Origin of the sequence: Anaeromicropila populeti (assembly GCF_900112775.1) — a bacterium.
Lineage (GTDB): Bacteria > Bacillota > Clostridia > Lachnospirales > Lachnospiraceae > Anaeromicropila_A > Anaeromicropila_A populeti.
In genome coordinates this window covers 23,431-49,065 of sequence record NZ_FOYZ01000010.1, presented here as the reverse complement: position 1 = coordinate 49,065, position 25,635 = coordinate 23,431, and the positions used below count along the sequence as shown (strand labels likewise).

Sequence of the window (25,635 nt, the reverse complement as noted above, 5' to 3'; positions counted from 1 at the left end):
GTGGAGTTCTGATTGCAAGTCTGCATGATTATCACCTCTGTATATCATATGAAATCACTATTTTGTCCTATACGGCATTCCAACCCCTTCATCCAGAAAAAACACGCCATGCGTGTTTTCTATGGTTGCAATTATCTATTACTATTTAAAAAATGCTCCTGAAATAAAATAAAAACATTCCTCTCCATCTGGACTTGGCACATCCTGTTCCTTTATCTTCGTAAACCCATCTTCTTCAATCTGATATTCATATATTTTAGAATTTTCCACTATAAACAGGCAGCCCTGATTTATATAAAAACAATTAACTGGATGGTCAAACTGATAAGTTTTATACTGATTTGAATCAAAATCATAAAGAGTAATAGAGCCATTATTATTTTTGGAAAAGCCTGAACTGTATAATTTCCCATCATACACCTGTATATCAAACGAATCCTTCTCTGGTATTTCCAAACGGGAAAGACTATAATCCGCTAAAGAAAGCACTCCTATACAATGATTTGGATTATCACTTACATCGCTGATAATATTGAAATATAGCCTGTCATTCTCTATGCAGGTATTATAGGTTCCGATCCCAAGTGAAGTAATGTCAATGGTTTTTAACAAATTCAGTTCATAATCTAGTAGATAAATATAGGAATTAACGCTAGTTCCATAGTTTTGTGCAAATGCAATTAACTGGTTTTCATAGCACAATATAGTATTAATACAAGATACTTCCTTTTTAAACTCCTTAATCTCCTTAGTTCCCTTTGTGCATCTTACAATATGTGATACTTTATTTAGATTATTGCATACAAAAATATAGTCGTCTGATTCTGCGCAATCCGAAGGCCCGACTAATTTATGATTATATTGATTCGTTTTTCCAGATTCCAGATTAATTTCAAGTGACAGTCCCAGATTCTTTTCTCCCATTAAGCCAGCTGCATTTACATAAAGATATTGGTTCCGAGATTCTGGTCTGATAAAAGTACTTCCTACGTTTCCATATGGTATTTTTTTCGTTCCTGCCAATTTTAATTCAGAATCATAGAAATACAAAAATGAACTTTGCTTTTGTTCTGTTGTCAGAATGATTCCCATATAAAAATCAGAAGGAAATTTACTATTTTTCTTATTTATATAGTTACAGGCACTTAATAAAACAATTCCTACGCCTATTACTGTTATTATTTTTACTATTCTCTTCATTCATTTCCTCTCAAAAACAGAGAACTAAGTGATTTTAAACACTTAATTCTCCTATTCTTTCACATTATGTTATGTATTATTCTTTTGCATATATTGTTACAGTTTTTGATGTATTCACTAATTCTAATGGATGAACAGCTGCCCCAAAGGTGGATGTGTTCAAATCAATTCCTAATGAATCATAGTATGCAGCCCATACTAATTGGGAACAATAAAACTTGCTTCTGGTGCTGACATTAAAATAGTTATAATTATATGGCAACCCAACATACCCCTGAGAAATTATGTAATCTACAGTGCCTGCATCCTGACTTACTGTTGTAGAACTACAAGTAACACCATAGCAGGTATCTTTGCTGGAATACCAATTATTACTTCCAAATTGAACACCATCACTTAATGATTCAATTACCTGACTGCTGTTGTAAACGATGGCAGCATGTCCTGTAGGTATCAATCCCTTATAATAATCGCCAGTAACTAAAATAACGCCTTTTCTTGTTGGATATGTACCACTTGTAGATGTAGTGGATGCTGTACTAACTGACAAACTGCTTAATCTACTAGTGCTTTGTGTCTTATCTGATACTACAATGGAATTAGCCGCTTCTTCAGCAAGTCCTTCTGTTATGACACTCTTCTGGAACAGTGAACTATTCTGTGCATTTACTGTGGCAGCTGCATTTACACTGGTAGAAATGCTGCATACAAACGCAAAGGATAAAACAGACGCACATATAGCCTTGGAAAATAAAAACTTAAATTTCATTTTTCGTATCCTCTCTTCTTTCTTTTTTTATTACTTTTCCATTATATTTGTTTTCTCTACAAAACGCAATTGTTTTTACCATTTTTTACTTATAATTAACATATAGACAATGCCCCATAACAAATTAAAAACCAACAAAAAACAATACTAACTTGTCTCTTGTTGGTTTGCCTCATATTATAATATGCACTCTCCTTGCTGATTGTTTCTATTTCCCTGCCTTCCCCTATTAGAAGAACCATATCTTCCTAAACCACTTTTTCCTAACCCTGTACCATCACAATCTCCTTGTCTCTGATAAGCTTGTAAATGCCTGTCAGACGCACTTATTAGTTCTTCAAATACTTCTTTTACGTTATCTGGAAGTGTTTCCTTTAAAAAGCTTTCATACATTTCAATATTATCTTCCTCTGCCTTTTCCCCTGCTTCATATGCTGCCTCCAGTGAATCTGGCAATACAACCATGTTGTCCCAATCCTTCACAGGCAGCTCAATTCCATATTCCTCAAAAAGTGCGGTAAGCAGATTAATATGAACCTCTTCTGCTTTCACATGATTAGAAAACGGTCTGGTTACATCAAACTTATCCATAATTGCCTGATACTGCGCTTTTGCCAAATATTCGTCCTCAATTGCTGTTAGCAACATATTCTGTATCACCGTATTATCCACTACAGCTGCTGCATTGCTTTCTATGCTTGCCGCTGCATAGGTGTTTACTCCTGTTGCCAATCCAGTTGCTAATACTCCTGCTACTAATATACTACCTGCCATTTTTTTAATATTTCTTCTCATCTGAAACATCTCCTTCTAAAGTTTTATTATATGTTTATTATAGTGAAAAGTTTTGATAGAAGTATGATAGAATTCAGAAAGAAGTATGAGAATCAGCCTTGTTCAGCACAAACCAGAAGATAGTTCCTTTTCCAAGCTCACTTTCCACCCCATATGCAGACTGGTGCATTTCTAATATGCTTTTTACAATAGCAAGTCCCAATCCTGTTCCACTGTGCTTTTTCCCATTTACACTTTTTCCTTTGTAATAACGTTCAAATACATGCCCTAAATCTTCCTTTGCAATTCCCTCCCCTTGATCTATGACTTCTATTTTTATTCTACTTTCAGTTTCACTTATTCTAATTTCCACATTTTCAGTTTCAGGCGAATGGGAAAATGCATTAGCAATTAAATTGTAGAAAACCTGCTGAATTCTTTTTTTATCACCTACTACAGCCGCTTCCTCCTTTATCAAACTATAAATATTCAGTTCTCTTTTTTCTTGCTGCAATTCAAATCGTTCTTTCATTTGATAAAGCATTTCACTTAAATAGAATTTCTCACATTCCAGAATAATAGTCCCTGACTGCATCTGGGAAAGACTCAGAATATCTTCCACAATTTCACTTAACCGTTGAGTTTCTTCAATAATGATGCCTATTTGTTTTTCTCTTTTTTCCTGATTGTCACCTGTCACATCACGAATAATTTCTGCATAGCCTCTAATTAGAGATAATGGTGTACGAAGCTCATGTGAAACATTTGCAATTAGTTCTTTTTGCAATACCTCGTTCCGTACCAGTGCTTCTCCCATCTCATTCATTCTTTTTGCTAACTGCCCAATTTCATCATTCCTACTATTTTCTATCCGTTTTTCAAAATTCCCATAAGCATAGGTTTCTGCCATGTTGCTAATTTGTAAAATGGGATTTGTGAAAGAACGTGCCAAAATAAATGCCGTCACAATAGAAACTACAAATAAAATGCTTACAATAATAAGCAGCTGAGTTTTTAATATCTGCTTAGTCTCTTCCACTGAAGCTAATGGTATGATTGCTATCATTGCGCCACTAATGTATTCCCCTTTATAAACTGGCACTCCATATATCATAAAGTGATAATTAAATTTGGGATGAATGACTTTTTCTCGATACACAGTTCCTTTCAAAGCGCTTTCCTCTGCCTTTGCAACAGGTTCCTTCATCGCCCCTGGCATATTGGAACCACTTCCATAAGAAGCCTGATATACGTTATTAAAAGAAGAATCGATTATTACCAACGAAAGTTGCTTTTCATAGATCAGAGTATCCATTTCTTCCATAATATAAGTTGATTCTCTGATTTCAGTTAAACTATTTAAATTGTTAATTTCATTTACAATCTGATTGATATTTTTTGTTACTGTTCCCAATTCCAGTGTCAGATAAAATTTCTCCAAAAAAACAATTTGAAACATCCAGAGCAATACAAAAATAATTGCAATTAATGCCATTATCCAAATCCAGAGCTTTGTTCTCACACTTCTCATGTTGTTTCCTCCGCTTCAAATTTGTATCCAATACCCCAGACTGTCACAATCCACTTTCTGTATTTGCCTAGACTCTCTCGTAACATTTTTACATGAGTGTCTACGGTTCTAATATCACCCACAAATTCATAACCCCACACCAGATTCAGCAATTGTTCCCTAGAATATACTTTCCCAGGATTGTTTACAAAGAAACGAAATAAATCGTATTCCTTAGGAGTCATATTGATTCGTTTTTTACCATAGTATACATTTCTTGCGTCAAAATCGATTTGTATCTCTTGAAACTGTTTTCTATTGGGTTTTGCCGGTTCTTCCCGAACTTTTTCGCTTCGGGAAAATATTGCTTTCATCCTCGCCAATAATTCTTTGGGACTAAATGGCTTTACAATGTAATCATCCACACCTAGTTCAAATCCAAATAGCTTGTCATATTCTTCACCACGAGCGGTCAGCATGATAATCGGCACTTGAGATACTGACCTAATTTCTCTACAAACCTTCCATCCGTCCATTTTGGGTAGCATTACATCTAAAATAACCATTGCAATGTTATTATTCTTAAATTTATTCAGACCATCTACTCCGTCTACAGCTTGTACCACTTGGAAATCTTCTGGACTAAGATATTCATTCACAATATCTCTGATACCTTGTTCATCGTCTACTACTAAAATTATTTTCTTTTCCATACTTTCCGCCTTTCGCTGTATTTTTCTATTATTATACTACGAACAAGGCAAATATAACATTTGTTTTTCTGTGACTTAGTCACAATTATTACAGACTCCTTACACTTTAGTCATTTCTTCCAAGGTCTGGCTTTTCCTGTCCAACCTTTTTCTTTCCAGTAATCCACATCTGCCTTATTCCATCCATGCTTCTGCATCAACCTCATTATATTGAAAAACACCCTAGTCTTTATAGTCGATGATACATGGTTCATATTCTTTTTTACTTTGTTTGCGATTACAGTAGTTTTTTTATCAATACGCCTTTTTGTTTTTGAATTAACTCCATCCCATGACACCGCTGCGACACCTACACCATATTTATAAGTTTTTGCAATACCCCAAAAAAATGTGCTATCTGCCATATCTTTATTTGTACTTTTCATACCTGCACCTGCGGCAGTTGATATACAGATAGCCTGCTTTTTGAACATTTTTTCCTCTGGTCTGTGTACCATCCACCTGTATCCGTAATGGTCTAAAAATGCTTTCATAGCTCCTGTTACGTGATATACATATACGGCACTTGCCAATATGATTACATCTGCACGATCAATAGCTTCGGTTAAGGGAGTCAATTCATTATAATGAGGACATTGCACTTCAGACTTTATAAAACAATTGGTACACCCAACACAAAATGAACTAAAATCTTTTGGAAGAAAAAATTCTGTTACCTCTCCTCCCAATTTTTCTGTAAGCAATCTGGCAATATGATAGGTTGAACCTTTATGGCTTTGACCGTGAATAACCACAATCTTCATTTTATTTTTTCTCCTACTTTTTTGGAAATGATTCGATTTTATTTCCTATATTTATTCCAATTAGTATATACGTTATCAAAGCAATTCTTGCAATTATAAATTGAGAAATAATTATCTCTTTATTAATCCGTCACAAATTTTTCACACTCTGGTCATTTTCACAACATATTTTCCACGTATACTATACTTATAAAAATCAATGAGGGCAGCAACAAAAAGCACGCACCGTTGCTATCCTCGACTAATAAGACAATTAACTTTTTATATAGATTAACTTTTTTTCACACTAAAACTCCCCTTACAGACTGGCTTAAAAGCCAGTCTATTTACATGGAAATTAAATATTACAGCAATCGTAAATAAATCATTAAAATCTAGATTTCTCATAATTATAAGGAATGCTTGTACCAACCAGCACATCCTCAATTTTTTCAATAATCAGCCAATCATCCATATTTCCCTGATGGTCAAAATCAAGAGGTACTATTTCTTCCACCTCATCAAATTCCACTAAGCATAAACATTTTTTATGCCAGCGTTCTTTTTGTTTGACTGTCAAATTCAGTTTTGGCTGATTGTCTTCCACCACCCCAGTTATTTCCTCATCTGATAATTTCACATAATTTTGGACGTTCTTTACCGTTGCCTTAGCTGAAATTTTAGCTGTTCCCTTTTCCATAAAATAAAGTGTTTCTCCCTCGAAAACTCTGCTATGGGGAATTTTTCTTCCCGCCGCACCTCGAACCACCATCGTCTTAGTCCCCTCCAAAATTTTGTTTAATTCCTTTTCTCCAGTTTTCCCTGTATTATCACAATACACCACATGCACCATTTCCCAATTCCTCCTTAATGTCGCTATTATTACACTAATAAACATTAATAAAATGTTTACCAAAATTACTCATAAATGTTTTATATTCTTCTCGCTTTTGAATAGCAATAAACGCTGGATAAGCATTTACTTTTCTTGTTTTGAGCATTTTTAATAATTCAATCTGCAAATCAATTACATAATACATTGTACACATTTTGCATTCCAAATTCAACCATACATGTGCATGGGACTTGGATGCAATGCTGCTGGCGTTATCGGCTGCCGCATTATTGATTCCAAGCGTGAACGGCTCATTGCCATTCTGACTAACAGCTTTATGCCATGCAACGGACGCTTTCCAGCAATTATCGCAATTATTACCATGTTTTTAATTGGATTCCTTCCCCTGCCAGGAGGCAGACTACTTTCCGCAATACTTCTTACTTTAGTTATTCTGCTTGGCATTATGATGACATTCCTGATATCCTTATTGCTATCCAAAACATTACTAAAAGGAGTACCTTCTTCCTTTACTTTAGAACTTCCTCCTTTTCGAAAACCACAGTTTGGAAAAATACTCATACACTCCATTTTTGATCGTACTTTATTTGTACTGGGAAGGGCAGCTGTTGTTGCCGCACCAGCTGGATTACTACTTTGGTTTATGGCAAACATATCAGTAAATGGAATTAGTCTGCTTCAATTCTGTGCTGATTTTCTAGATCCCTTTGCCAGACTTTTGGGACTGGACGGTGCCATACTAATTGCCTTTATTTTCGGTTTTCCTGCAAATGAAATTGTAATTCCAATTATTATTATGATCTATCTCTCTACTGGAAGCTTACAGGAACTGAATTCTTTAAATGAAATGAAAGAACTTTTTATTTTACACGGCTGGACCTGGAAAACTGCAATCTGTACCATTCTTTTTTCCTTGTTTCATTGGCCATGTTCTACTACCTTACTGACCATCAAAAAAGAAACTCAAAGCTTAAAATGGACGGGAATAGCATTTGTTCTGCCTACTTTAATAGGATTACTCCTATGCTTTTCCTTTCATACAATCAGTTCATTTCTAACTTAACATGAAAGGAGTATATTACTGCCAAAACGCAGTATATACTCCTTTCATAAGGATAAATGTTAAATAAGTCTCTATATTTTTATCTAATAAGCATTACACACCGAAATCCAATTCCGTTATTTTTTCCTTCCACTCCATTACAGTTACGATAGGCTGAACGCAGGTATAAAGCACTTTCTCCCCAGCCACCTCCACGCAGAACTTTAGAGTCTCCAGTAGATGGGCCTAATGGATCAACAGAATTTTCATCTAAATATTTGTTTTCATACCAGTCTGAACACCATTCCTGTACATTTCCATACATGTCGTAAAGTCCCCATTCATTTGGTTTCTTTTCCCCAACTGGATGTGTCATTTTGCTAGGATCCGTATCACACCATGCATACTGTGAAAGAAGTGAATCATCCTCACCAAAATGCCACGCTGTATTTGTACCAGCCCGACAGGCATACTCCCATTGAGCTTCTGTTGGAAGTACATATTGAAATCCTGTTATTTCTTCTAATTTTTTTAAAAACACCTGACATTCTTCCCAACTGACAGAATCAACCGGATTATGTTCTCCTATGAATTCGCTAGGATTGGTTCCCATAACTTCCTGCCATTGTTCCTGTGTTACTTCATATTTTCCAATATAGAAAGGTTGAGTAATTGTGACCATATGCTTTGGTGTTTCATCACTATCTCCTATTTCAGCATCAGAACCCATCCAAAATGTTCCTGCTTCAATTCTTACAAAATCCATTGTCACATAATCTCCCAGAGAAATATGCCTTACTTTTTCTATTTCATTATCAAAATCATTTTTATTAGACTTTAAACTATTAATCACTATGAAAACCAAAAAAGTAATTATAAGAAACAAAAATATTGCAATCAAAGACTTCCTTTTCATTACTGAAAACATCCTAAGCCTTTCAAATCGCTGTTGCTCTTTAAATGCATAAAGGTGATAGTAGGTAAAATACCATTTGCACCTCGCGCTTTTGTCATCTGGCTTGCATCTAAGCTTACAAAATCTCCGGAAGAAACAGAAACTCCGCTTTTTGTCCATGAATTATTTGTTATATTTGCTGCTGGTAAATTAGCCTGTTCTATAATAATTCCTTGATATCCTATATTATAATGCAACACTTCTCTTGTCCCTGGAATATCCGTTGAATTTGTCTGGCTGACACGTTCCAGCATATTGTAGTTGCCATGTCTGTTATTGTATGCCGTATTATATGTCCATGTTGCTGATTTTCCTGGCTGATGATTTGCATAAAACCCATGTCCTGCGTTATTAGCAGCAAGGCAGTATTTCACAGTATGTACGGGAACTGTATTTGGTACTTTGCCTGTTCCGTAGCCTCCAATTTTAAATCCGTTGGAATCTCCACCCGCATTCATATTATATGCCCAACAGGTATCAAACGTATTAGCACCATTTGAAGTAAGGCAGTCAAAACCATCATCACTACAATTCCATGCACGGCAATATTGGAAAACAACACCATCACCATGGGCTCCAAATCCATCTGTATTTCCAACAGACGTACTAGTAGTACCAATATTATTATACGAATCACATTTTATACAAGTACCTGTTCCATGATTTACAAAATAGAACCCATTTGCCGCATTGTTATAGCAATATACCTGATTAAAATACGCATTTCCTTCCACTCTGAAGCATTCGGATTGTTTTTGACTCCCTACTGGTACACCCGTTACCTTAATAGATAAAAACACAACCTTCTGCACATTTTTTGCAATACGGAATGCTGCTACGCGTTTTGAAGTTGTTATGTTAGAAAAATCAAAAACAGGTGTTTCTGAAGACTTATATGCCCGATATGTAATTCCACTCTTTGTAATATCATGTACATAATTATAATTGCTGTCAGAATTTGCAATGGTAAAGTTTTTATAAGTACCTCCTCGAATGTAAACCGTATCACCTGACGAAGCTGCTGACTGAGCTTTTGCAATCGATGCAAATGGCGCACTCAAAGTACCTGGATTGCTGTCACTGCCATTGGTAGCAATATAGTAGCTAGCTGCATGAACAGAAACAGCTGGCACAAACAGCAATGACAGGAAACCCAAAAGCATTACTACCGTACCAAAATGAACTTTCTTAATGAAATTTTCCCCATAAATTTCCCCAAAGACTTTCAAAAAAATACCTCCTTTTATTTATTTAATTATGTTTATACTACACAAAAATCTAAAATATTTTAGTATTTTGTTGTATAAAACTAATATAACAACTCCTAACATTTCTGTCAATAGTTTTCAAACAATATTTAAAAACCATTCATAAAATCATCCAATATCTTTGCAAACTTTCCAATGTGAACCCCATCTACAAAGGAATGATGCACCTGAACAGAAAAAGGAAGTATCACTTTTTGCTCCTTTTCATAATATTTTCCCCATGCAAAAGTAGGAATTGCAGCTTCCTTATTAGCAGACACCGTATGAGAAACGTGAGTAAAAGATATCCATGGCAGACATGTCATGTGAAATACATCTTCTCTAACTGGTCCTACAAAAAATTTCTTTTGATTTTCTTCCTGATTCCTTGCTTTTTTCACAAATTCCTCCATGTCATTTATCATATCTACCGTAACAACCTTAAATAACTCTGTTTCCTTATCCAGTCCTGTAAAAGATGGGCTAATGGTATCATATAACAATACTTCACCATTTAAAATTCGATATCGGAACTCTTCAACCTGGTTAGCACACTTCGTAACTGCGTAAATCATTGAATAATAAAAAGACAGATTATTCTCTTTTACTCTACTTAAAAATTTGGTGATATCAACCTCATAGCTAACACTATACTGACCGTTTTCCGCATTTCGGAAAAAGTGATACAGCATATTGCGTTTCCAGTTTTCAACATCAATTTTTGTATAATTACTTTGCATACTGTATTCCTCCATACTATTATTTATCTCCTATCATATAAAAAAACTGCTGTAAACTTGGCAAAGCGCCTTTGTTCACAGCAGATTTATTTATCAATATCGCAATTAATTGTTGATTAGTTTATTTTCGTCATTCCAGCTCATTAACTTACGAAGTTCAGCACCAACTTTTTCAACTGGATGCTCTGCTTCAATTCTTCTAGTCGCATTGAAGTTTGTACAACCAATTTGATTCTCTAATAACCAGTTGCGAGCGAATACACCAGTCTGGATATCTTTCAATACCTGACGCATTGCATTCTTTGTATCTTCAGTAATGATTTTAGGACCAGTAATGTAATCACCGTACTCAGCTGTATTAGAAATAGAATATCTCATTCCAGCAAAACCACTCTGATTAATCAGGTCTACGATTAATTTCATTTCATGAATACATTCAAAATAAGCACTTTCTGGCTCATATCCAGCTTCTACTAATACTTCAAATCCACATTTCATAAGAGCACTTACACCACCACAAAGAACAGCCTGCTCACCAAATAAGTCAGTTTCTGTTTCTTCTCTAAAAGTAGTTTCAAGAACACCTGCTCTTGCTCCACCAATTGCTAATGCATAAGCAAGACCTAAGTCATGTGCATTGCCTGTAGCGTCCTGATGTACAGCGATAAGACAAGGTACACCTTTTCCTTCTTGATACTGACCTCTAACAGTATGTCCAGGTCCCTTAGGTGCAATCATAATTACGTTTACATCTGCTGGAGGAATAATTTGTCCAAAATGAATTGCAAAACCATGAGCAAACATCAAAGTATTTCCTGCTTCCAAGTTTGGTTCAATGGATTCTTTGTATAATTTAGCCTGCTTTTCATCATTAATTAGAATCATGATTACGTCTGCTAATTTAGCTGCTTCTGCTGCTGTGTAAACAGTAAGTCCTTGTTCTTCAGCCTTTTTCCAGGACTTACTTCCTTCATAAAGACCAATGATTACATTTACACCTGATTCCTTCATGTTTAAAGCATGTGCATGACCCTGACTGCCATATCCGATGACAGCAACGGTTTTTCCTTCTAATAATGATAAATTACAATCCTCTTGATAAAAAATCTTTGCCATTTCCTTACTTCCTCTCTGAAATATATATTCTTAATTTATAATTTAGTGCAACGGGGTTAGTCTATCGCGCTAATCTATGTAGTCGGCCATATCCCCAGAACCCCTCGTCAGACCTGTAACACCTGTCCGAACCAGCTCCTTAATATGAAAACCGTCTAGCAGCTTAATAAATGCATCTAACTTTGTCTGATTACCTGTCAATTCAATCATAAGTGAATCTGTGGCAACATCCACAATCTTTGCACGAAAAATATCTACTACAGACATAATCGCCTGTCTCTCTGCCTGACTTGCAAGAACCTTAATCAAAATCAGCTCCCTGCATACAGAATTATCACCCTTAAGTTCTTTTATCTCAAGGACATCTTCTAATTTGCCAAGTTGATTTTTAATCTGCTCCAGTGTAAGTTCTTCTCCTGTAACAGCAACTGTCATTCGGGAATACCTGGAATCTTCTGTTTCACCAACTGTCAGACTATCTATATTATAACCTCTTCTGCTGAATAATCCTGCTACACGGCTTAATACACCAGCAGTATTATCTACAAGAATTGATAAAACCATTCTTCTCATGATTAATCTCCTTTTTTAAACAAATTGCCCAGCATTGCAACGTATTACAATGGGGCAATATAGCTATTTAAATTTTACAACTTTAATCAACTAAAGGTATTGTAACAATTCGCCTATATTTTGTCAAGCCAAAAGCCAACTTACCTATCACTTCCATTATATAAAAAAATAAAATCATGCAATGCTCTCTTATTTTCCTCTAAATCAGGATCAGGAACTAATACAGCTTTTCCACCAATCCTTTCATTTCGAAAAGAATTATCCACCGGAATCCTCATCTGATCCAACTCCGTTGTTCCTAATAATAAAACTGACTTCATATAAGATATAATCTCATCATTGGTCAAGTCCGTGGAAACATTTTGAACAATTTCCTTTGCCAATTCGACCAAGTCACTAAGCGGCATTGACTTAGCCTTTTTAAAGATTGCTGCCAGCACCTTTCTCTGTCGTTCTGTCCTTCCAAAATCCGCCTTTGCATCCTGTCGGATTCTGGAGTAGGCAAGTGCCTGATTACCATCCATATTATTTACGCCTGGCACCAACTCATGAACCGTTCCTGATTTGTAATGTGTAACTAGATACTCCTGCTCTGCGTCTGTCAACTCTATTTCCACTCCGCCGATAATATTAATTACCTTTTTAAAAGCCTCAAAATCAACTACAACATAGCCATCCAGTTTCAAATCAAAATTATCCGCAATGGTCTGATACACCAGGCTGACACCCCCAAACGAATAGGCAGCGTTGAAACGGTTTTCTCCATAGGATGGTATCGTAATATATAAATCCCTCATAATAGAGGTTAGTTTTATTCTTTTATTTTTATTATCTAAAGTTGCAATCATTACCGAATCAGAACGTCCTGTTTCCTTCCAGCTTCCCCGTTTGTCAGAACCAATGAGAAGAATATTAATAATTTTATCATCTGAAACTAAATTATCTGAATCTACCTCTACCGTTGATAAATCCGTAGCTGGATCCCGTTCGACCAAATTCAGAACTTCTTCCATTGAGTGATTAATACGAGCTGCAACATGACCTGACACCACTGCAAGCATAAGGAAAGCAACTAACACGATCCGCTTTATAAGCAAAACCTTTCTGCTCTTTTTCTTTTTCCTGCTCACACCATGATTAGGCTGGGAATTTTTTGTACTCTGATTCAATAGTATGCACCTTCATTTCTATTTTCATTCATTACTAATATAACTTGTTTATTTTCCTTCATTCCAGAATCCTTTATTCATACTCAGTTTTACAACCAACCCTTTTGGAAGTCTTCGATACTTCTTTCCGAAACGGTATCCTAAAAACTTAAATCCACTGGTAAATATTAAATCAGGAATTTTCCAGTACCGTCTGGATTTACACAAATAATCCAATGTATCCTTCACCAGCTTTATTCCTTCCGTTTCCGATTTTACAGCTTCAAATATTTCACTATACTGAGCATGTGAAACACCTAAATCAAAATTTCTGGTAAACTGCTGGCGATAGGTGTACTTATGGGCATGAATTACCCTTGCACTACTTACGTAGTGAACCTGATACCCTTTTATTAAAAAATAATATGCCATGATGGCATCTTCATTAAAAATTGTTTTTTCAACAAATCCACCAATCTCATCAAAATATTTCCTTCTGTACACAGCACATACATCGGAACAGAAAAACGCCTTAATCCCAAGGGTTTTCATATCCTTCTCTGATTTAATAATATCTTCATCTGAATAGTTGAAATTCCTTGTAAACCGCTCGATTTCATCACTATGTTTCCCTGGAAGCTGTCTGGCATAACAAATTCCTATGCTTTCCTGTGAAAACCCATTTAACAGATTTTCAATTAAATGCTTGTCCTCTGGCACCGCATCCTGTGTCATAAATAAAATATATTCTGCATTGGAAAAACCCGCACCTGCATTTCTAGTTCTCCCATGGTCAAATTCATTCTTGGAGATATCATGTACCTCTACTTCAAACTTTTCCTGATAAGGAATCAATATTGACTCTTTACCAGGAACAACTGTATGCATCAGAATAATTTTATTAGGTGGAATCGTCTGCTTTTTCATTCTTTCTAGCAAAAGTTCTAGCTTTGAATCGGGTAAATACACTGGAATAATCACATCCACTGTCCCAGCTCGTTCCATACTCTCAAATCTCCTATCTGTAAATTTAATCTACAAGCTGCATAAGTCTTTTCACTAATTTTACCGCATCTTGTGCATCCTTAGAATATCCATCAGCACCAATTTCTTCGGCAAAATTCTCAGTGATTACCGCGCCACCTATAATAATTTTTGCTCGTATTCCCTCATTATGTGCCATTTCCACAACATTTTTCATTTCCATCATGGTGGTAGTCATTAGGGCGGATAACCCTATAATATCTGCATCTACTTCTTTTGCTGTATCCACAACCTTTTTAGACGGAACATCCTTGCCCAAATCGATTACTTCAAATCCATAATTTTTAAGCATCAGCACTACCAGATTTTTCCCAATATCATGGATATCTCCTGCAACTGTTGCCATAACAACCGTTCCCAGCTTTTTCTCATCCTCACCATTATGCAGCATTGGCTCCAGATAATCAATAGCCGTTTTCATCGTTTCTGCACTGCTAATTAACTGTGGTAAAAAGTAAATCTGCTTTTCAAAAAGATCTCCTACCTTGTTAATGGCAGGAATCAGCATAGTATTAATAATTTCACCGGGAGCTTTCCCACAGTCCAGTGTTTCCTTCACAAGCTTTAGAATCTGCTTACGTTCTCCTTTAATTACTGCCTCTTCCACTGGGCTGCTGCCTTTCTTTTCTCCTGAAGCAATTGATTTCTTTTCACTGACAAAATTTGTCGGATTCTCAGACACACGCTTAATATAACGAACGTCAGCCTCTTCCTTATTTAATAGTAAATCGGTTGCAAATGCCGTATTCATCAAAAGATTTTGTGATGGATTTGCAATTGCCATGGTCAGGCCTTCTCTGATTGCCAGTGCCAGAAATGTAGCATTTACAAAGCTTCTCTCTGGCAGTCCAAAAGAAATATTGGAAAGGCCACAAATAGTAGCCAGTCCTAAATCCTGTTTACAATAACGAATGGTTTCCAGTGTTTCCAATGCCGCCTTTTTATTAGCACCAACTGTGTTCACCAGACCGTCTACTATAATACTTTCCTTTGTCAATCCAAGTTCCAGTGCCCGTTCTAAAATTATGTTAATAATTTCCTTCTTTTCTTCTAAATCCTTTGGCAGTCCTTTGTCCGAAAGAGGAAGTAAAATAAACATAGCACCATATTTTTTTGCAATTGGAATTAATTTTTCAAACTTTTCCTTTTCAAGAGATATGGAATTAATTAATGCCCTTCCCGGATAAATTCTAAGTGCTGCTTCAATAATTTCCACATAGCTGGAATCAATACAAAGTGGTACTTCCGAACTGTTCATTAACTCGTAAATAACCTTCAGCATAACCTCTTTCTCATCAATTCCATTCATCCCTACATTGACATCAAGAATATCTGCACCATTTTCAACCTGTTCTTCTGCCATCTTATTCACAATTTCAAAGGTGTCATTTCTTAGTTCTTCCTGCAATGCCTTTTTTCCAGTTGGATTAATTCGTTCCCCCACTACAAGAAACTTTCCATCCATTTCTATTTCCAGTGTCCGGCGCTCTGTTGTCAATGCCCGCAATGTATTCTCTCTTACTGTGGGAATCTTCATGTCCCTGACTACTTTCACAACCTCTTTGATATGCTCAGGTGTAGCACCACAACATCCGCCTACAATAGACGCACCAGCCTCTGCCAGTTTCTTCACCTCTTCTGCAAACCTATCGGGTTCCATGTCAAACACTGTAACATTATTTTCCAAATGCGGAAGTCCCGCATTTGGCTTGGCAATGATTGGAATAGAAGAATATTTCCGCATAATCTCTACCACGGGAAGCATTTTATCTGGGCCTGTGGAACAGTTCAGACCAACTGCATCGGCTCCCATATTTTCCAAAACAACAACTGCTGTCTGGGGATCTGTTCCAAAAAGAGTCCGCATATCATCGTTAAAGGTCAGCGTTACCATCACTGGCAAATCACAGGTTTCCTTAACCGCCAGAACAGCAGCTCTGCATTCTTGCAGACTCATCATAGTTTCAATGATAAATAAGTCTACTCCTTCCAGAAGCATATAGGAAATTTGTTCTTTATACACATCCACCAGTTCTTCAAACTGAAGCTTTCCAATTGGGTAAAGCTGTTCCCCAGTCATAGTAATATCTCCAGCAACATAAATTTTTCTCTCCAGCCCCTGCTTTTGTTCTTCTCTAATTGCTGTTTTAGATAATTTTATCAGTGCCCGGTTCATAACGCTGATATCTTTTTCCAATCCATATTCTTCCAGCTTTATTCGGTTAGCCGTAAAGGTTGGTGCATACAAAATATCCGAACCAGCCCGAATAAACTCTCTTTGTAATCCAATCATTTTCTCTGGATTCTCCAAAATCCATTTTTCAGGGCATACTCCCACTGGCATTCCCTGTTTCTGCAAATTTGTACCTGTTGCTCCATCTAAAAAAACAATTTTTGATTGTATCAGCTCTTTCCATTCTTCTCTTGTCATCCGTCTTCTCCTATCCATTTATTCAATTGTAATTCGATCCATAAAACTTACTCTGTTAAATGGCAGCATAAAATAATAACCATCTGCAAAGGACTTTATTTCCCCAATTATTTCATTTGCAATATCTGCACCTGTCTGCTCTGCTTCCTCCTTTGTCATATCCATATGATATCTTGCCACGATTTCTTCTGTAACATGAATTCCAGCCAGCTCATTTTTTAAAAAGTTTGCATTCCGATAGCTTACAGGAGGCATAATGCCACATAAAATTTTTGAATCTGTGGTTTTCTTCAGTTGATAAATCCGCTCTATGTCTTCTTTTATATATATAGGCTGAGTAAGAAAATACGTACATCCCACATCCATCTTGCGCTTCATTCGGTCTGCAACCTTTTCCAGCACACCTCTGGCATAATTCAATGCACCACCATAATATATCGGCTCTCTGCTAAAATGCTCTTCATTCATTTCCTTTACAAAGCTCATAAGATTGATTGAATTGTAATCAAATACACCTGTTGTATTCATACGGCTGACACTTGGTACGGGATCTCCTGTTACAAGAAGAAAATTGCGGATATCATTAATATACGCACCTAGTATTGCCGACCGCATGGCAATCATATTTTTATCACGGCAGCAAATATGTGGCATAACGGAAACTCCAATATCATGCTTTAATTTTGTACTCATTAAAATAGAATCTACCCTGCTTCTTCCCATGGGAGAATCTGCCATTGTAATAATGTCGACTTTCTTATCCTTTAATGTCTGGGCATGTTCCATCAGTTTTTCATAACTGGCATCAAACGGAGGATCTAGTTCAACTGCTACTACCTTTTTCCCACTTCGCAGCTTTTCATAGAAATCATTCTTTATAATTTCTTTCTGTACTCCCGCAGGCTCACTGACCACAATGTCTGCTGAGTTCCCTCTCACACTAGGGTCAAGTGAAATACACTTGGCTAGTTTCTCTATATAATGGGGCGTTGTGCCGCAACATCCACCTACAATATCTATTCCCAGCTCTGCTATCTGTGCCATATTATCCACAAAATACTCTGCATTGTCCATAAAGGTCATTCGGTTTTGCAGCTGTTCTGGATAACCTGCATTAGGCATCGCTACTATATATTTGTTATTAGGAAAATTCATACGGCTTAATACCTGATGCATATGTCCGGAACCAATTCCACAATTCAAACCAATTGCATCGATTTCTTCTATTTCAGAAACTGTCTGCCAGATTTTGCTTCCGCTAATGCCCATTTCCGTATATCCATTCTTATTTACACAAAAATCACAGATTACAAATAAATCACTTTTCTGCTTAATATAAACTGCCAGTTCCTTTAAATAGGCCAGATCAACAAAGGTTTCAAAAATAATTGCGGACAGCTTTTCTTCTATGAACAAATCACAAATTCGCTTATATTCCTCTAAAACCTTATCTTCACCAAGCTCCATTACAACAGGAATTGGTCCAATGTCTCCAGCAATAAAAACTAAATCCTCTTCTCTTTGATCCCCTATTGGGCTAATACCTGCAAATCTGTTTCCAGCTGCCGTTTTGGCAATTTCACATGCTTTGCTAATTATCTCAATCTGCTCTTGTACCTTTAGCCCTAGTACCACTGTATTAGCCGCAAAGGTATTGGTTCGGATTAACCTGGCACCCGATTCGATATACTGCCTATGAATCATTTCAATTGTTTTGGGTTCTTTTATATTGCCAAACTCTGCAACTGCTTTATCCTCTTCATGTAAACGGGAATAATAGGTTCCCATTGCCCCATCTGCAACCAGTCTATGCTTTTTCAAATAATCCTGCAATTTCATCCATTTCTTCTCCTTCAAAATTTTCTTTTACACGATTCAGACTGTTATTCTTAATCATATCACAAAGTTGGTTTGTACAGCAAGGATATTTAAGTAGTTTTGTTTTCTAATCCTTTTATTTTCTTTTTATATAAATGAATAAAAAACATTGTACTCAGGGTAACAGATGCAATTTCTGCAATCGGATAACTGTACCAGACAGCATTTAATCCAAAAAGCTTTGCCAGCAGATATGCTGTCGGAAGTAATACAATTAATTGTCTTCCAATGGACACAATCATACTATACAAGCCATCTCCAAATGCCTGAAATACACTTGAAAGTGTAATGCAAAAACCAGCGAATAGAAAACTGGTACTAATAATCCTAAAAGCTAAGACTCCTATTTCCCCTAATTGCCCTGTGTCATCAAACCAATGCAGCAGCTGCCCTGGAACTAGCTGAAATATAATAACCCCTGCCAGCATAATACCTTCAGCGATTAATAAACCTAATTTTATTGTGTCTATAATACGTTTTCTTTTTCTAGCACCATAGTTATAAGCAATAATTGGAATCATTCCGTTTACCAGTCCAAATACTGGCATAAAAATAAAACTTTGCAGCTTAAAGTAGGCACCAAAGACATTGACTGCCAGCTTGGAAAAATCAATTAATATTCGGTTCATTCCAATAATCATAATGGTACCAATTGACTGCATAATAATGGATGGAATTCCCACTCGATAAATTCGCCCTACCACTCTTCCTGAAATCTTATATTTTTTAAAATCAATCTGAATGTCTTTGTTGAAAAAGAAATTAAAATAAGCAGCCAAAAGCATGGCAGAAATCTGACCGATAACAGTCGCTGTTGCTGCCCCTGCAACCCCCATTTTGGGAAATGGTCCTATTCCAAATATTAAAACAGGATCTAAAATTATATTAATAATCGCTCCTGTCAGCTGTGTAATCATACTAAAAAAGCTTCGCCCAGTAGACTGAAGCAGCCTTTCCAGTGTCATTTGCAAAAACAATCCAATGGAAGCGATACAGCAGATTCTCATATAGCTGGTTCCATACTGAATGATTTTATCCTCCACATTTTGCAGTTCAAAATAAGTACGGGAGAACAAAAGCCCAAATAGCGCGAACACAATCCAACTGCATATTGCTAAAAACAATCCATTTACAGCAGCTCTATTTGCTTCCTCATACTTCTTTTCCCCCAAGCTTCGTGACAGCAATGCATTAATTCCCACACCTGTTCCAGCACCGACTGCAAGCATCATGTTCTGTACTGGAAACACAAGGGATAATGCCGTAAACGCATCCTGATCTATTTTTGATACAAATAGACTGTCAACAATATTATATAACGCTATCCCCAACATAGAAACAATCATTGGCAGTGATATCGTTATTAGCAGCTTAGGAATGGGCATGACTCCCATTTTATTTTCTTTCATTTGCTCCATTCTCTTTTCTCTCCCATCTAAAATTATGAATTATTCGCAATATATTGAAATACATCCTCCTTAAATTCCAGCCATTTATCCTCATGCTTAACATAATACTTTGGACATTCTTTTCCCGTAATATCATAATGGCGGATAATATCGTTCTTCTTCAAGTTGAATTTACCACAGAGCCATGCCGTTAGTCCAACGAGAGAATCATAAGCTTCGGTGGTAAAGACACCTGATTCATCCATATGGCACACCTCAATACTAATGGTATCTACATTTCTCTTATTGGAAGCATAAGACATCTCATCTAGTGGAATGCACTGTATAATCGTGCCGTCCAACCCGATCACATAATGACTACTGGCTGATGTTGTATGTGTATCCTTTAATGATTCAAAGTAATTTCGATTTGCCTCTGCATCTGTACCAGGATTTCCCGTATAATGTACTACGACACCCTTCACTTTTTTTAAAGGTGTCTCAGGCCTGGAGTATTCATTTGGTGTCAAATACATCTCCGTCACCTCCATTTTCCCAACCTTTTTAGTTGGAAAAAAAGAAGAAAAAATTTCACTTTCTGTTTTCCCCTGCATTTTAGCCACTATAGAACAGAAAACTCCTATTATGGTAACAGTCATTAATACTAATGTGCTAAATACTAACAACACTTTTAATCTTCTTCGTTTCTTCCATTCCTTTTTTGTCAGCCGCCGTCTGGCCATATTATCCCCCTCTTTATCTCGTACTTTACCCTTACATTATTGTACTTGCACCAAAAAAGATAAAGCATTTTGACAACACTTTATCTTTTCAAACAATTAATGTTTATATTATTCCATATTCTAAAGAATATTACAAGTATATTTTACTTACCTGATACTCTTTGTACTTTAATCAAATTTGTTGTTCCCGATTCTCCTAATGGAACACCAGCTGTAATAACGGTAATATCCCCCGGTTTCAAATACCCTGCTTCTATCACCTTGTCAATTGCATGGTCAAATAATTCAAATGTGTCATTTTTTTCTTCCACTAGTATTGGAATAACCCCCCATGCCAAATTTAGGTGACGGCAAACATAGTCTCTGGTGGAGCAGCCAAATACCTGAGTGTTCGGCCGGTATTTAACAACTCTTCTTGCGGTAGATCCCGACATGGTTACAGAAATAATCGCTTCTGCATCTAAATCATGTGCCGTCATTACAGTGGAATGAGAAATTGCCTCTCTAATAGAATTATCCTTCACTGGACCTGTTTCTAAAAATCTTTTCTTATAATCTATATCATTCTCTGTGGCAACTGCTATACTAACCATCATCTGTAAGGCTTCTACTGGATACTTTCCAGCTGCTGTTTCACCTGATAACATTATTGCACTGGTACCATCATAAATTGCGTTGGCAACATCAGATATTTCCGCTCTGGTAGGCCTCGGATTTTTCTGCATAGAATCCAGCATTTGTGTTGCTGTTATAACCTGCTTTCCAGCCTGGTAAACTTTCTTGATAATTCTCTTCTGAATGGCAGGTACATCCTGTCCAGGCACTTCAACCCCCATATCACCTCTGGCTATCATAATACCATCTGCCACTTTGATAATATCATCGATATTATCTACACCTTCTTTATTTTCAATCTTAGCAATAATTTTAATTTTATCACATTGATATTCTTCAAATATTTTTCGTATCTCTAAAACATCCTCTGCTGTCCTTACAAAAGATGCTGCAATGAAATCATATCCCATTTTAATACCAAAAATAATATCATCTCTGTCTTTTTCACTTAAATAAGGCATACTTAATCTTGTATTAGGTACATTAACTCCCTTTTTATTAGAAACTGGTCCCTCATTTAAAACCTTACAAATAATATCTGTCTCGTTTTTCTCTTCTACCACCATCTCGATAAGTCCGTCATCCACTAAAATAATCGTACCTGCCTTCACATCCATAGGAAGCCCTTTATAGGTAATAGACGCTATCTCGCCAGTACCTTCTACTTCTCGTGTGGTAAGAGTAAATTTTTGCCCCTTCTCCAAAAAAACTTTTCCTTCTTTAAAATCTTTTAGCCGGATTTCAGGACCCTTAGTGTCTAATAATGCTGCAATAGGGCGTCCACTCTCTTCCCGTATTTTCTTTAATGCTTCAAATCTTTTTCCATGTTCTTCATGATCCCCATGAGAAAAGTTAAACCTCGCGCAGTCCATTCCTGCTTCTGCCAATTGTTCTAATACACCAGGCTTTTCTGTGGATGGTCCCAGTGTGCAAATAATCTTTGTCTTTTTCATTCATTTCAGCCTTTCCTATTATTGTTTTATTATTCTCTCCCTAAGTAACAGTTTCTATCAGAATTTCTAAAACTCTACTGCGTACATAAAAGGTACCAGAACAATCTGATACCTTTTACTTATTCACACATACTTATTTTTCTATACTATAATTTGGTGCCTCTTTTGTAATATGAATATCATGTGGATGACTTTCCTTTAAGGAAGCAGCTGAAATTTTAACAAATTTTCCATTTGCCTTCAAACTCTCAATATCTGGCGTTCCACAATAGCCCATGCCAGAACGAAGACCACCCATTAACTGAAAAACGGTATCTTCTACTGTTCCTTTGTATGCAACACGTCCTTCTACCCCTTCTGGTACAAGCTTTTTCGCATCATCCTGGAAATAACGATCCTTACTGCCATTTTCCATTGCACCTATAGAACCCATTCCACGATAAACCTTATACTTCCTGCCTTGAAATAACTCGAAGGTTCCAGGGCTTTCATCACATCCAGCAAAGATGCTTCCCATCATACAGACATTGGCACCAGCCGCAATTGCTTTTGTCATATCACCAGAGTATTTAATACCTCCATCTGCAATAACTGGCACATTATACTTTTTAGCTGCTTCATATGCATTCATAATTGCTGAAACCTGTGGTACACCAATTCCGGCAACTACTCTTGTAGTACAAATAGAGCCAGGACCAATACCAACCTTTACAGCATCTACACCTGCTTTTATTAAATCAAGGGTACCTTCACCAGTTGCCACATTTCCTGCAATAATCTGCAGCTCTGGATAGGCATCTCGAACCATTCTGACAACCTTTAGTACATTGGCTGAGTGTCCGTGTGCTGTATCAATAACAATAGCATCTACTTTTGCTTTTACAAGAGCATCTACTCTGTCCAGAATATTAGCAGTTACACCAACTCCTGCTGCACAAAGCAGTCTGCCTTGGGAATCCTTTGCTGATAATGGATACTTAATCTGCTTTTCAATATCCTTTATTGTAATTAATCCGCTCAAATTACCATCTTTATCTACAATTGGAAGCTTTTCTTTTCTTGCTGCGCCAAGAATTTTCTTTGCTTCTTCTAAAGTAATTCCTTCCTGTGCTGTAATCAAGCCTTCAGAAGTCATACTCTCTTTGATTTTTTTAGTAAAATCCGTTTCAAACTTAAGGTCACGATTTGTAATAATTCCGACTAATTTTTTACCTTCTGTAATAGGTACTCCCGAAATACGAAATTTAGCCATAAGATTATTGGCATCTTCTAGTGTATGTTCTGGCGATAAGGAAAACGGATCCGTAATAACTCCATTCTCTGAACGCTTCACTTTATCCACTTCTTCTGCCTGCTGCTCGATCGACATATTTTTGTGAATCACTCCGATTCCACCCTGCCTCGCCATAGCAATAGCCATTCTATGCTCTGTAACAGTATCCATACCTGCACTCATCATAGGAATGTTTAGTTTAACCTTTTGTGTTAAATTTGTTGATAAGTCAACTTGATTCGGAATAATTTCTGAATAAGCTGGCACTAATAAAACATCATCAAATGTAATGCCCTCGCCAATAATTGTACCCATTACTTAATCCTCACTTTCTTAAGTTATTATTTGACATCTAAAATTTTAGGTGATTTTTAAAAGTATAACTAAATGAAAGTTAATTGTCAAGACAAGATCTGCCTGCCAATTATTAAATTAACTAATAATATTTATTAGTGCCACACATTCTATTATGTAGAACTTCAAATCCGATTCCTACATGATTCCCTTATTCACCTTTCAGTTCATTTCCTTTCTGCCTGCCATCTCCCATTTGAAATGATTTTACTATAATTGATTTTACTGTTTCGCCGTCTTCCTCATATTCTATAGCCAGAATATCTCCTGTTTGAATATCAGCAATTGTAATGCTTTCACTTGTATTATTACTCTCTTTTACTATCTCAGTCTGTTCTGATACGACTATTTCCTTCTCTTCTCCAGTTAAGGAAAGCATGCCGCCTTTTCCTTTTTCCCCTGATGGAACTTCTCCTTCTGGAACTTCACCGTCTGGCTTTTCACCTGATGGTGCTTCTCCTTCTGGTGCTTTACCGTCTGGGGTTTCACCTGATGGTGCTTCTCCTTCTGGTCTTTCACCGTCTGGCTTTTCACCATTTGATCCGCCACCCATCTGTCTTTGAATACCTACTGCTATCGTTACGGAATTCTCAGAAACTGCTGTCACTTCACCAAGTAAATCCGATTCTGCCCCAGCAGCTTCCATTGCCTCGTCATTTTCATCACTCACCTGGCTGCTTTCTGTATTCTCAACTACCGCTGTTTCCTCATTGGTCTTTTCCGCATTGCAGCCAGTCATAAACAAAGCTACACTTAATGCTGCCACATATAACATATATTTTTTTCTCATTTTTCACACCTCCTGCTTGCTATTATGCGGCATATTTGTGAATACCATGTGAAAAATGAATGAAAAAAATAAATCTTCTGACTTCTTCTGTTATACACCTAATACTTTTTTACCTTACTTGGTGCTTTATTATACATACACTCTACCATTTTTTCACTTGGATTAAATAGTATTTTCATTCTCTTAGAATCATTATTAGAAATAATTACGAAAGTCTCTGCTTTCACTCCATTGGAAAAATCCTTAACCTGGTCAAACTTCCCATTTTCATAATTGGATGCATTGGCTGGTCCTGCAACAATCTCTACGGTTTCCATTTCTATCCTTAACATTGTCTTTCTTTTTGCACCACCTGCAATGCGGTCAAAATCCAGTCTTCCATCACAAAAAATGTATTCATATTCTAACTTACTTAATCTTGGAAATGCAAAAAAACATAAAACCACCAATATTGCTGTAACTGGTATAAAAACCACCAGCATTAATCCAATTGCCAAAAAAGCAGATAATACTGTACCAATAATTAATAATACCTTTAAAAATGTCTGCTTAAAGGTTGTCTTTACTTGAATACTAGCTTCTGCATACAACTCGTTCATTAAAAATCCTCCTATCCTGGTTGCCAATTTAAAACATGCTACTATTATACTCGAAATCATTTAAAAAATAAAGGATATTAGTATTATATCAAATAAAAAGATGCAGGCCACCTGATTCAGCCTGCACCTCTTATTACTATAT

Annotated in this window: 23 protein-coding genes and 1 pseudogene; 1 reads left to right on the top strand and 23 read right to left on the bottom strand. The window is 36.5% G+C overall.

Annotated features, from left to right (window positions below; genetic code table 11):
* Window positions 1-141: 141 nt before the first annotated feature.
* From BM305_RS12830 to BM305_RS19180, 8 genes are all read right to left on the bottom strand, one after another.
* Window positions 142-1,200, bottom strand: coding sequence for a hypothetical protein (locus BM305_RS12830; protein ID WP_092561464.1), 1,059 nt, complete (start codon window positions 1,198-1,200; stop codon window positions 142-144).
* Window positions 1,201-1,276: 76 nt separating this feature from the next.
* Window positions 1,277-1,969, bottom strand: a complete 693-nt coding sequence (locus tag BM305_RS12825) for a YiiX/YebB-like N1pC/P60 family cysteine hydrolase (RefSeq protein WP_092561462.1) — start codon at window positions 1,967-1,969, stop codon at window positions 1,277-1,279.
* Window positions 1,970-2,146: 177 nt separating this feature from the next.
* Complete coding sequence (locus BM305_RS12820; protein WP_177214724.1) at window positions 2,147-2,764, bottom strand: ferritin-like domain-containing protein; 618 nt, start codon at window positions 2,762-2,764, stop codon at window positions 2,147-2,149.
* Between the two features lie 73 nt (window positions 2,765-2,837).
* Window positions 2,838-4,274 (bottom strand): sensor histidine kinase, encoded by a 1,437-nt coding sequence (locus BM305_RS12815; RefSeq protein ID WP_092561458.1) that lies wholly within the window; start codon window positions 4,272-4,274, stop codon window positions 2,838-2,840.
* Entirely contained in the window at window positions 4,271-4,966 is a 696-nt protein-coding gene (locus BM305_RS12810) for a response regulator transcription factor (RefSeq protein ID WP_092561456.1), read from the bottom strand. The genes BM305_RS12815 and BM305_RS12810 overlap by 4 nt, the downstream gene beginning before the upstream one ends.
* A gap of 110 nt (window positions 4,967-5,076) precedes the next feature.
* Complete coding sequence (locus BM305_RS12805) at window positions 5,077-5,769, bottom strand: flavodoxin family protein (RefSeq protein ID WP_092561454.1); 693 nt, start codon at window positions 5,767-5,769, stop codon at window positions 5,077-5,079.
* A 367-nt stretch (window positions 5,770-6,136) separates the two neighbouring features.
* Window positions 6,137-6,601: a hypothetical protein gene (locus BM305_RS12800; protein ID WP_092561452.1), complete on the bottom strand. Its 465-nt coding sequence runs from the start codon at window positions 6,599-6,601 to the stop codon at window positions 6,137-6,139.
* Window positions 6,602-6,635: 34 nt separating this feature from the next.
* Complete coding sequence (locus tag BM305_RS19180; protein ID WP_207649490.1) at window positions 6,636-6,788, bottom strand: hypothetical protein; 153 nt, start codon at window positions 6,786-6,788, stop codon at window positions 6,636-6,638.
* 33 nt (window positions 6,789-6,821) lie between these two features.
* Here BM305_RS19180 and BM305_RS12795 point away from each other — a divergent pair.
* Window positions 6,822-7,667 (top strand): annotated as a pseudogene (locus BM305_RS12795) (nucleoside recognition domain-containing protein); the annotation flags it as partial.
* A gap of 79 nt (window positions 7,668-7,746) precedes the next feature.
* Here the strand turns inward: BM305_RS12795 and BM305_RS12790 are convergent.
* From BM305_RS12790 to BM305_RS12720, 15 genes are all read right to left on the bottom strand, one after another.
* The gene (locus BM305_RS12790) at window positions 7,747-8,562 is read right to left on the bottom strand and encodes a formylglycine-generating enzyme family protein (RefSeq protein ID WP_092561448.1); all 816 of its coding nucleotides are present in this window, start codon (window positions 8,560-8,562) and stop codon (window positions 7,747-7,749) included.
* A complete protein-coding gene (locus BM305_RS12785) occupies window positions 8,562-9,830 on the bottom strand; it encodes a DUF1565 domain-containing protein (RefSeq protein WP_242940537.1) in 1,269 nt (422 codons plus the stop codon). Before BM305_RS12785 ends, BM305_RS12790 begins: the two co-directional genes overlap by 1 nt.
* Window positions 9,831-9,958: 128 nt before the next feature.
* Complete coding sequence (locus tag BM305_RS12780; protein ID WP_092561688.1) at window positions 9,959-10,588, bottom strand: chloramphenicol acetyltransferase; 630 nt, start codon at window positions 10,586-10,588, stop codon at window positions 9,959-9,961.
* Between the two features lie 105 nt (window positions 10,589-10,693).
* Window positions 10,694-11,704 (bottom strand): ketol-acid reductoisomerase, encoded by a 1,011-nt coding sequence (ilvC, locus tag BM305_RS12775; RefSeq protein WP_092561446.1) that lies wholly within the window; start codon window positions 11,702-11,704, stop codon window positions 10,694-10,696.
* Between the two features lie 69 nt (window positions 11,705-11,773).
* On the bottom strand, window positions 11,774-12,277 hold the full coding sequence (gene ilvN, locus BM305_RS12770) for an acetolactate synthase small subunit (protein WP_092561444.1): 504 nt from the start codon (window positions 12,275-12,277) through the stop codon (window positions 11,774-11,776).
* Window positions 12,278-12,417: 140 nt separating this feature from the next.
* Window positions 12,418-13,446 (bottom strand): LCP family protein, encoded by a 1,029-nt coding sequence (locus BM305_RS12765; RefSeq protein ID WP_092561442.1) that lies wholly within the window; start codon window positions 13,444-13,446, stop codon window positions 12,418-12,420.
* Window positions 13,447-13,494: 48 nt separating this feature from the next.
* Window positions 13,495-14,430 (bottom strand): glycosyltransferase family 2 protein, encoded by a 936-nt coding sequence (locus BM305_RS12760; RefSeq protein WP_092561440.1) that lies wholly within the window; start codon window positions 14,428-14,430, stop codon window positions 13,495-13,497.
* Between the two features lie 25 nt (window positions 14,431-14,455).
* Window positions 14,456-16,900, bottom strand: a complete 2,445-nt coding sequence (locus tag BM305_RS12755; protein ID WP_092561438.1) for a homocysteine S-methyltransferase family protein — start codon at window positions 16,898-16,900, stop codon at window positions 14,456-14,458.
* A gap of 18 nt (window positions 16,901-16,918) precedes the next feature.
* Window positions 16,919-18,739, bottom strand: coding sequence for a bifunctional homocysteine S-methyltransferase/methylenetetrahydrofolate reductase (locus BM305_RS12750; RefSeq protein ID WP_092561436.1), 1,821 nt, complete (start codon window positions 18,737-18,739; stop codon window positions 16,919-16,921).
* Window positions 18,740-18,828: 89 nt separating this feature from the next.
* Window positions 18,829-20,196, bottom strand: coding sequence for an MATE family efflux transporter (locus BM305_RS12745; protein ID WP_092561434.1), 1,368 nt, complete (start codon window positions 20,194-20,196; stop codon window positions 18,829-18,831).
* Between the two features lie 23 nt (window positions 20,197-20,219).
* A complete protein-coding gene (locus tag BM305_RS12740) occupies window positions 20,220-20,909 on the bottom strand; it encodes a peptidoglycan recognition protein family protein (RefSeq protein WP_242940536.1) in 690 nt (229 codons plus the stop codon).
* A 143-nt stretch (window positions 20,910-21,052) separates the two neighbouring features.
* The gene (gene pyk, locus BM305_RS12735) at window positions 21,053-22,477 is read right to left on the bottom strand and encodes a pyruvate kinase (RefSeq protein ID WP_092561432.1); all 1,425 of its coding nucleotides are present in this window, start codon (window positions 22,475-22,477) and stop codon (window positions 21,053-21,055) included.
* A gap of 133 nt (window positions 22,478-22,610) precedes the next feature.
* A complete protein-coding gene (gene guaB / locus BM305_RS12730; protein ID WP_092561430.1) occupies window positions 22,611-24,065 on the bottom strand; it encodes an IMP dehydrogenase in 1,455 nt (484 codons plus the stop codon).
* Window positions 24,066-24,255: 190 nt separating this feature from the next.
* Window positions 24,256-24,894, bottom strand: a complete 639-nt coding sequence (locus BM305_RS12725) for a prolipoprotein diacylglyceryl transferase (protein WP_092561428.1) — start codon at window positions 24,892-24,894, stop codon at window positions 24,256-24,258.
* A gap of 98 nt (window positions 24,895-24,992) precedes the next feature.
* A complete protein-coding gene (locus BM305_RS12720) occupies window positions 24,993-25,493 on the bottom strand; it encodes a hypothetical protein (RefSeq protein ID WP_092561426.1) in 501 nt (166 codons plus the stop codon).
* Window positions 25,494-25,635: the final 142 nt, after the last annotated feature.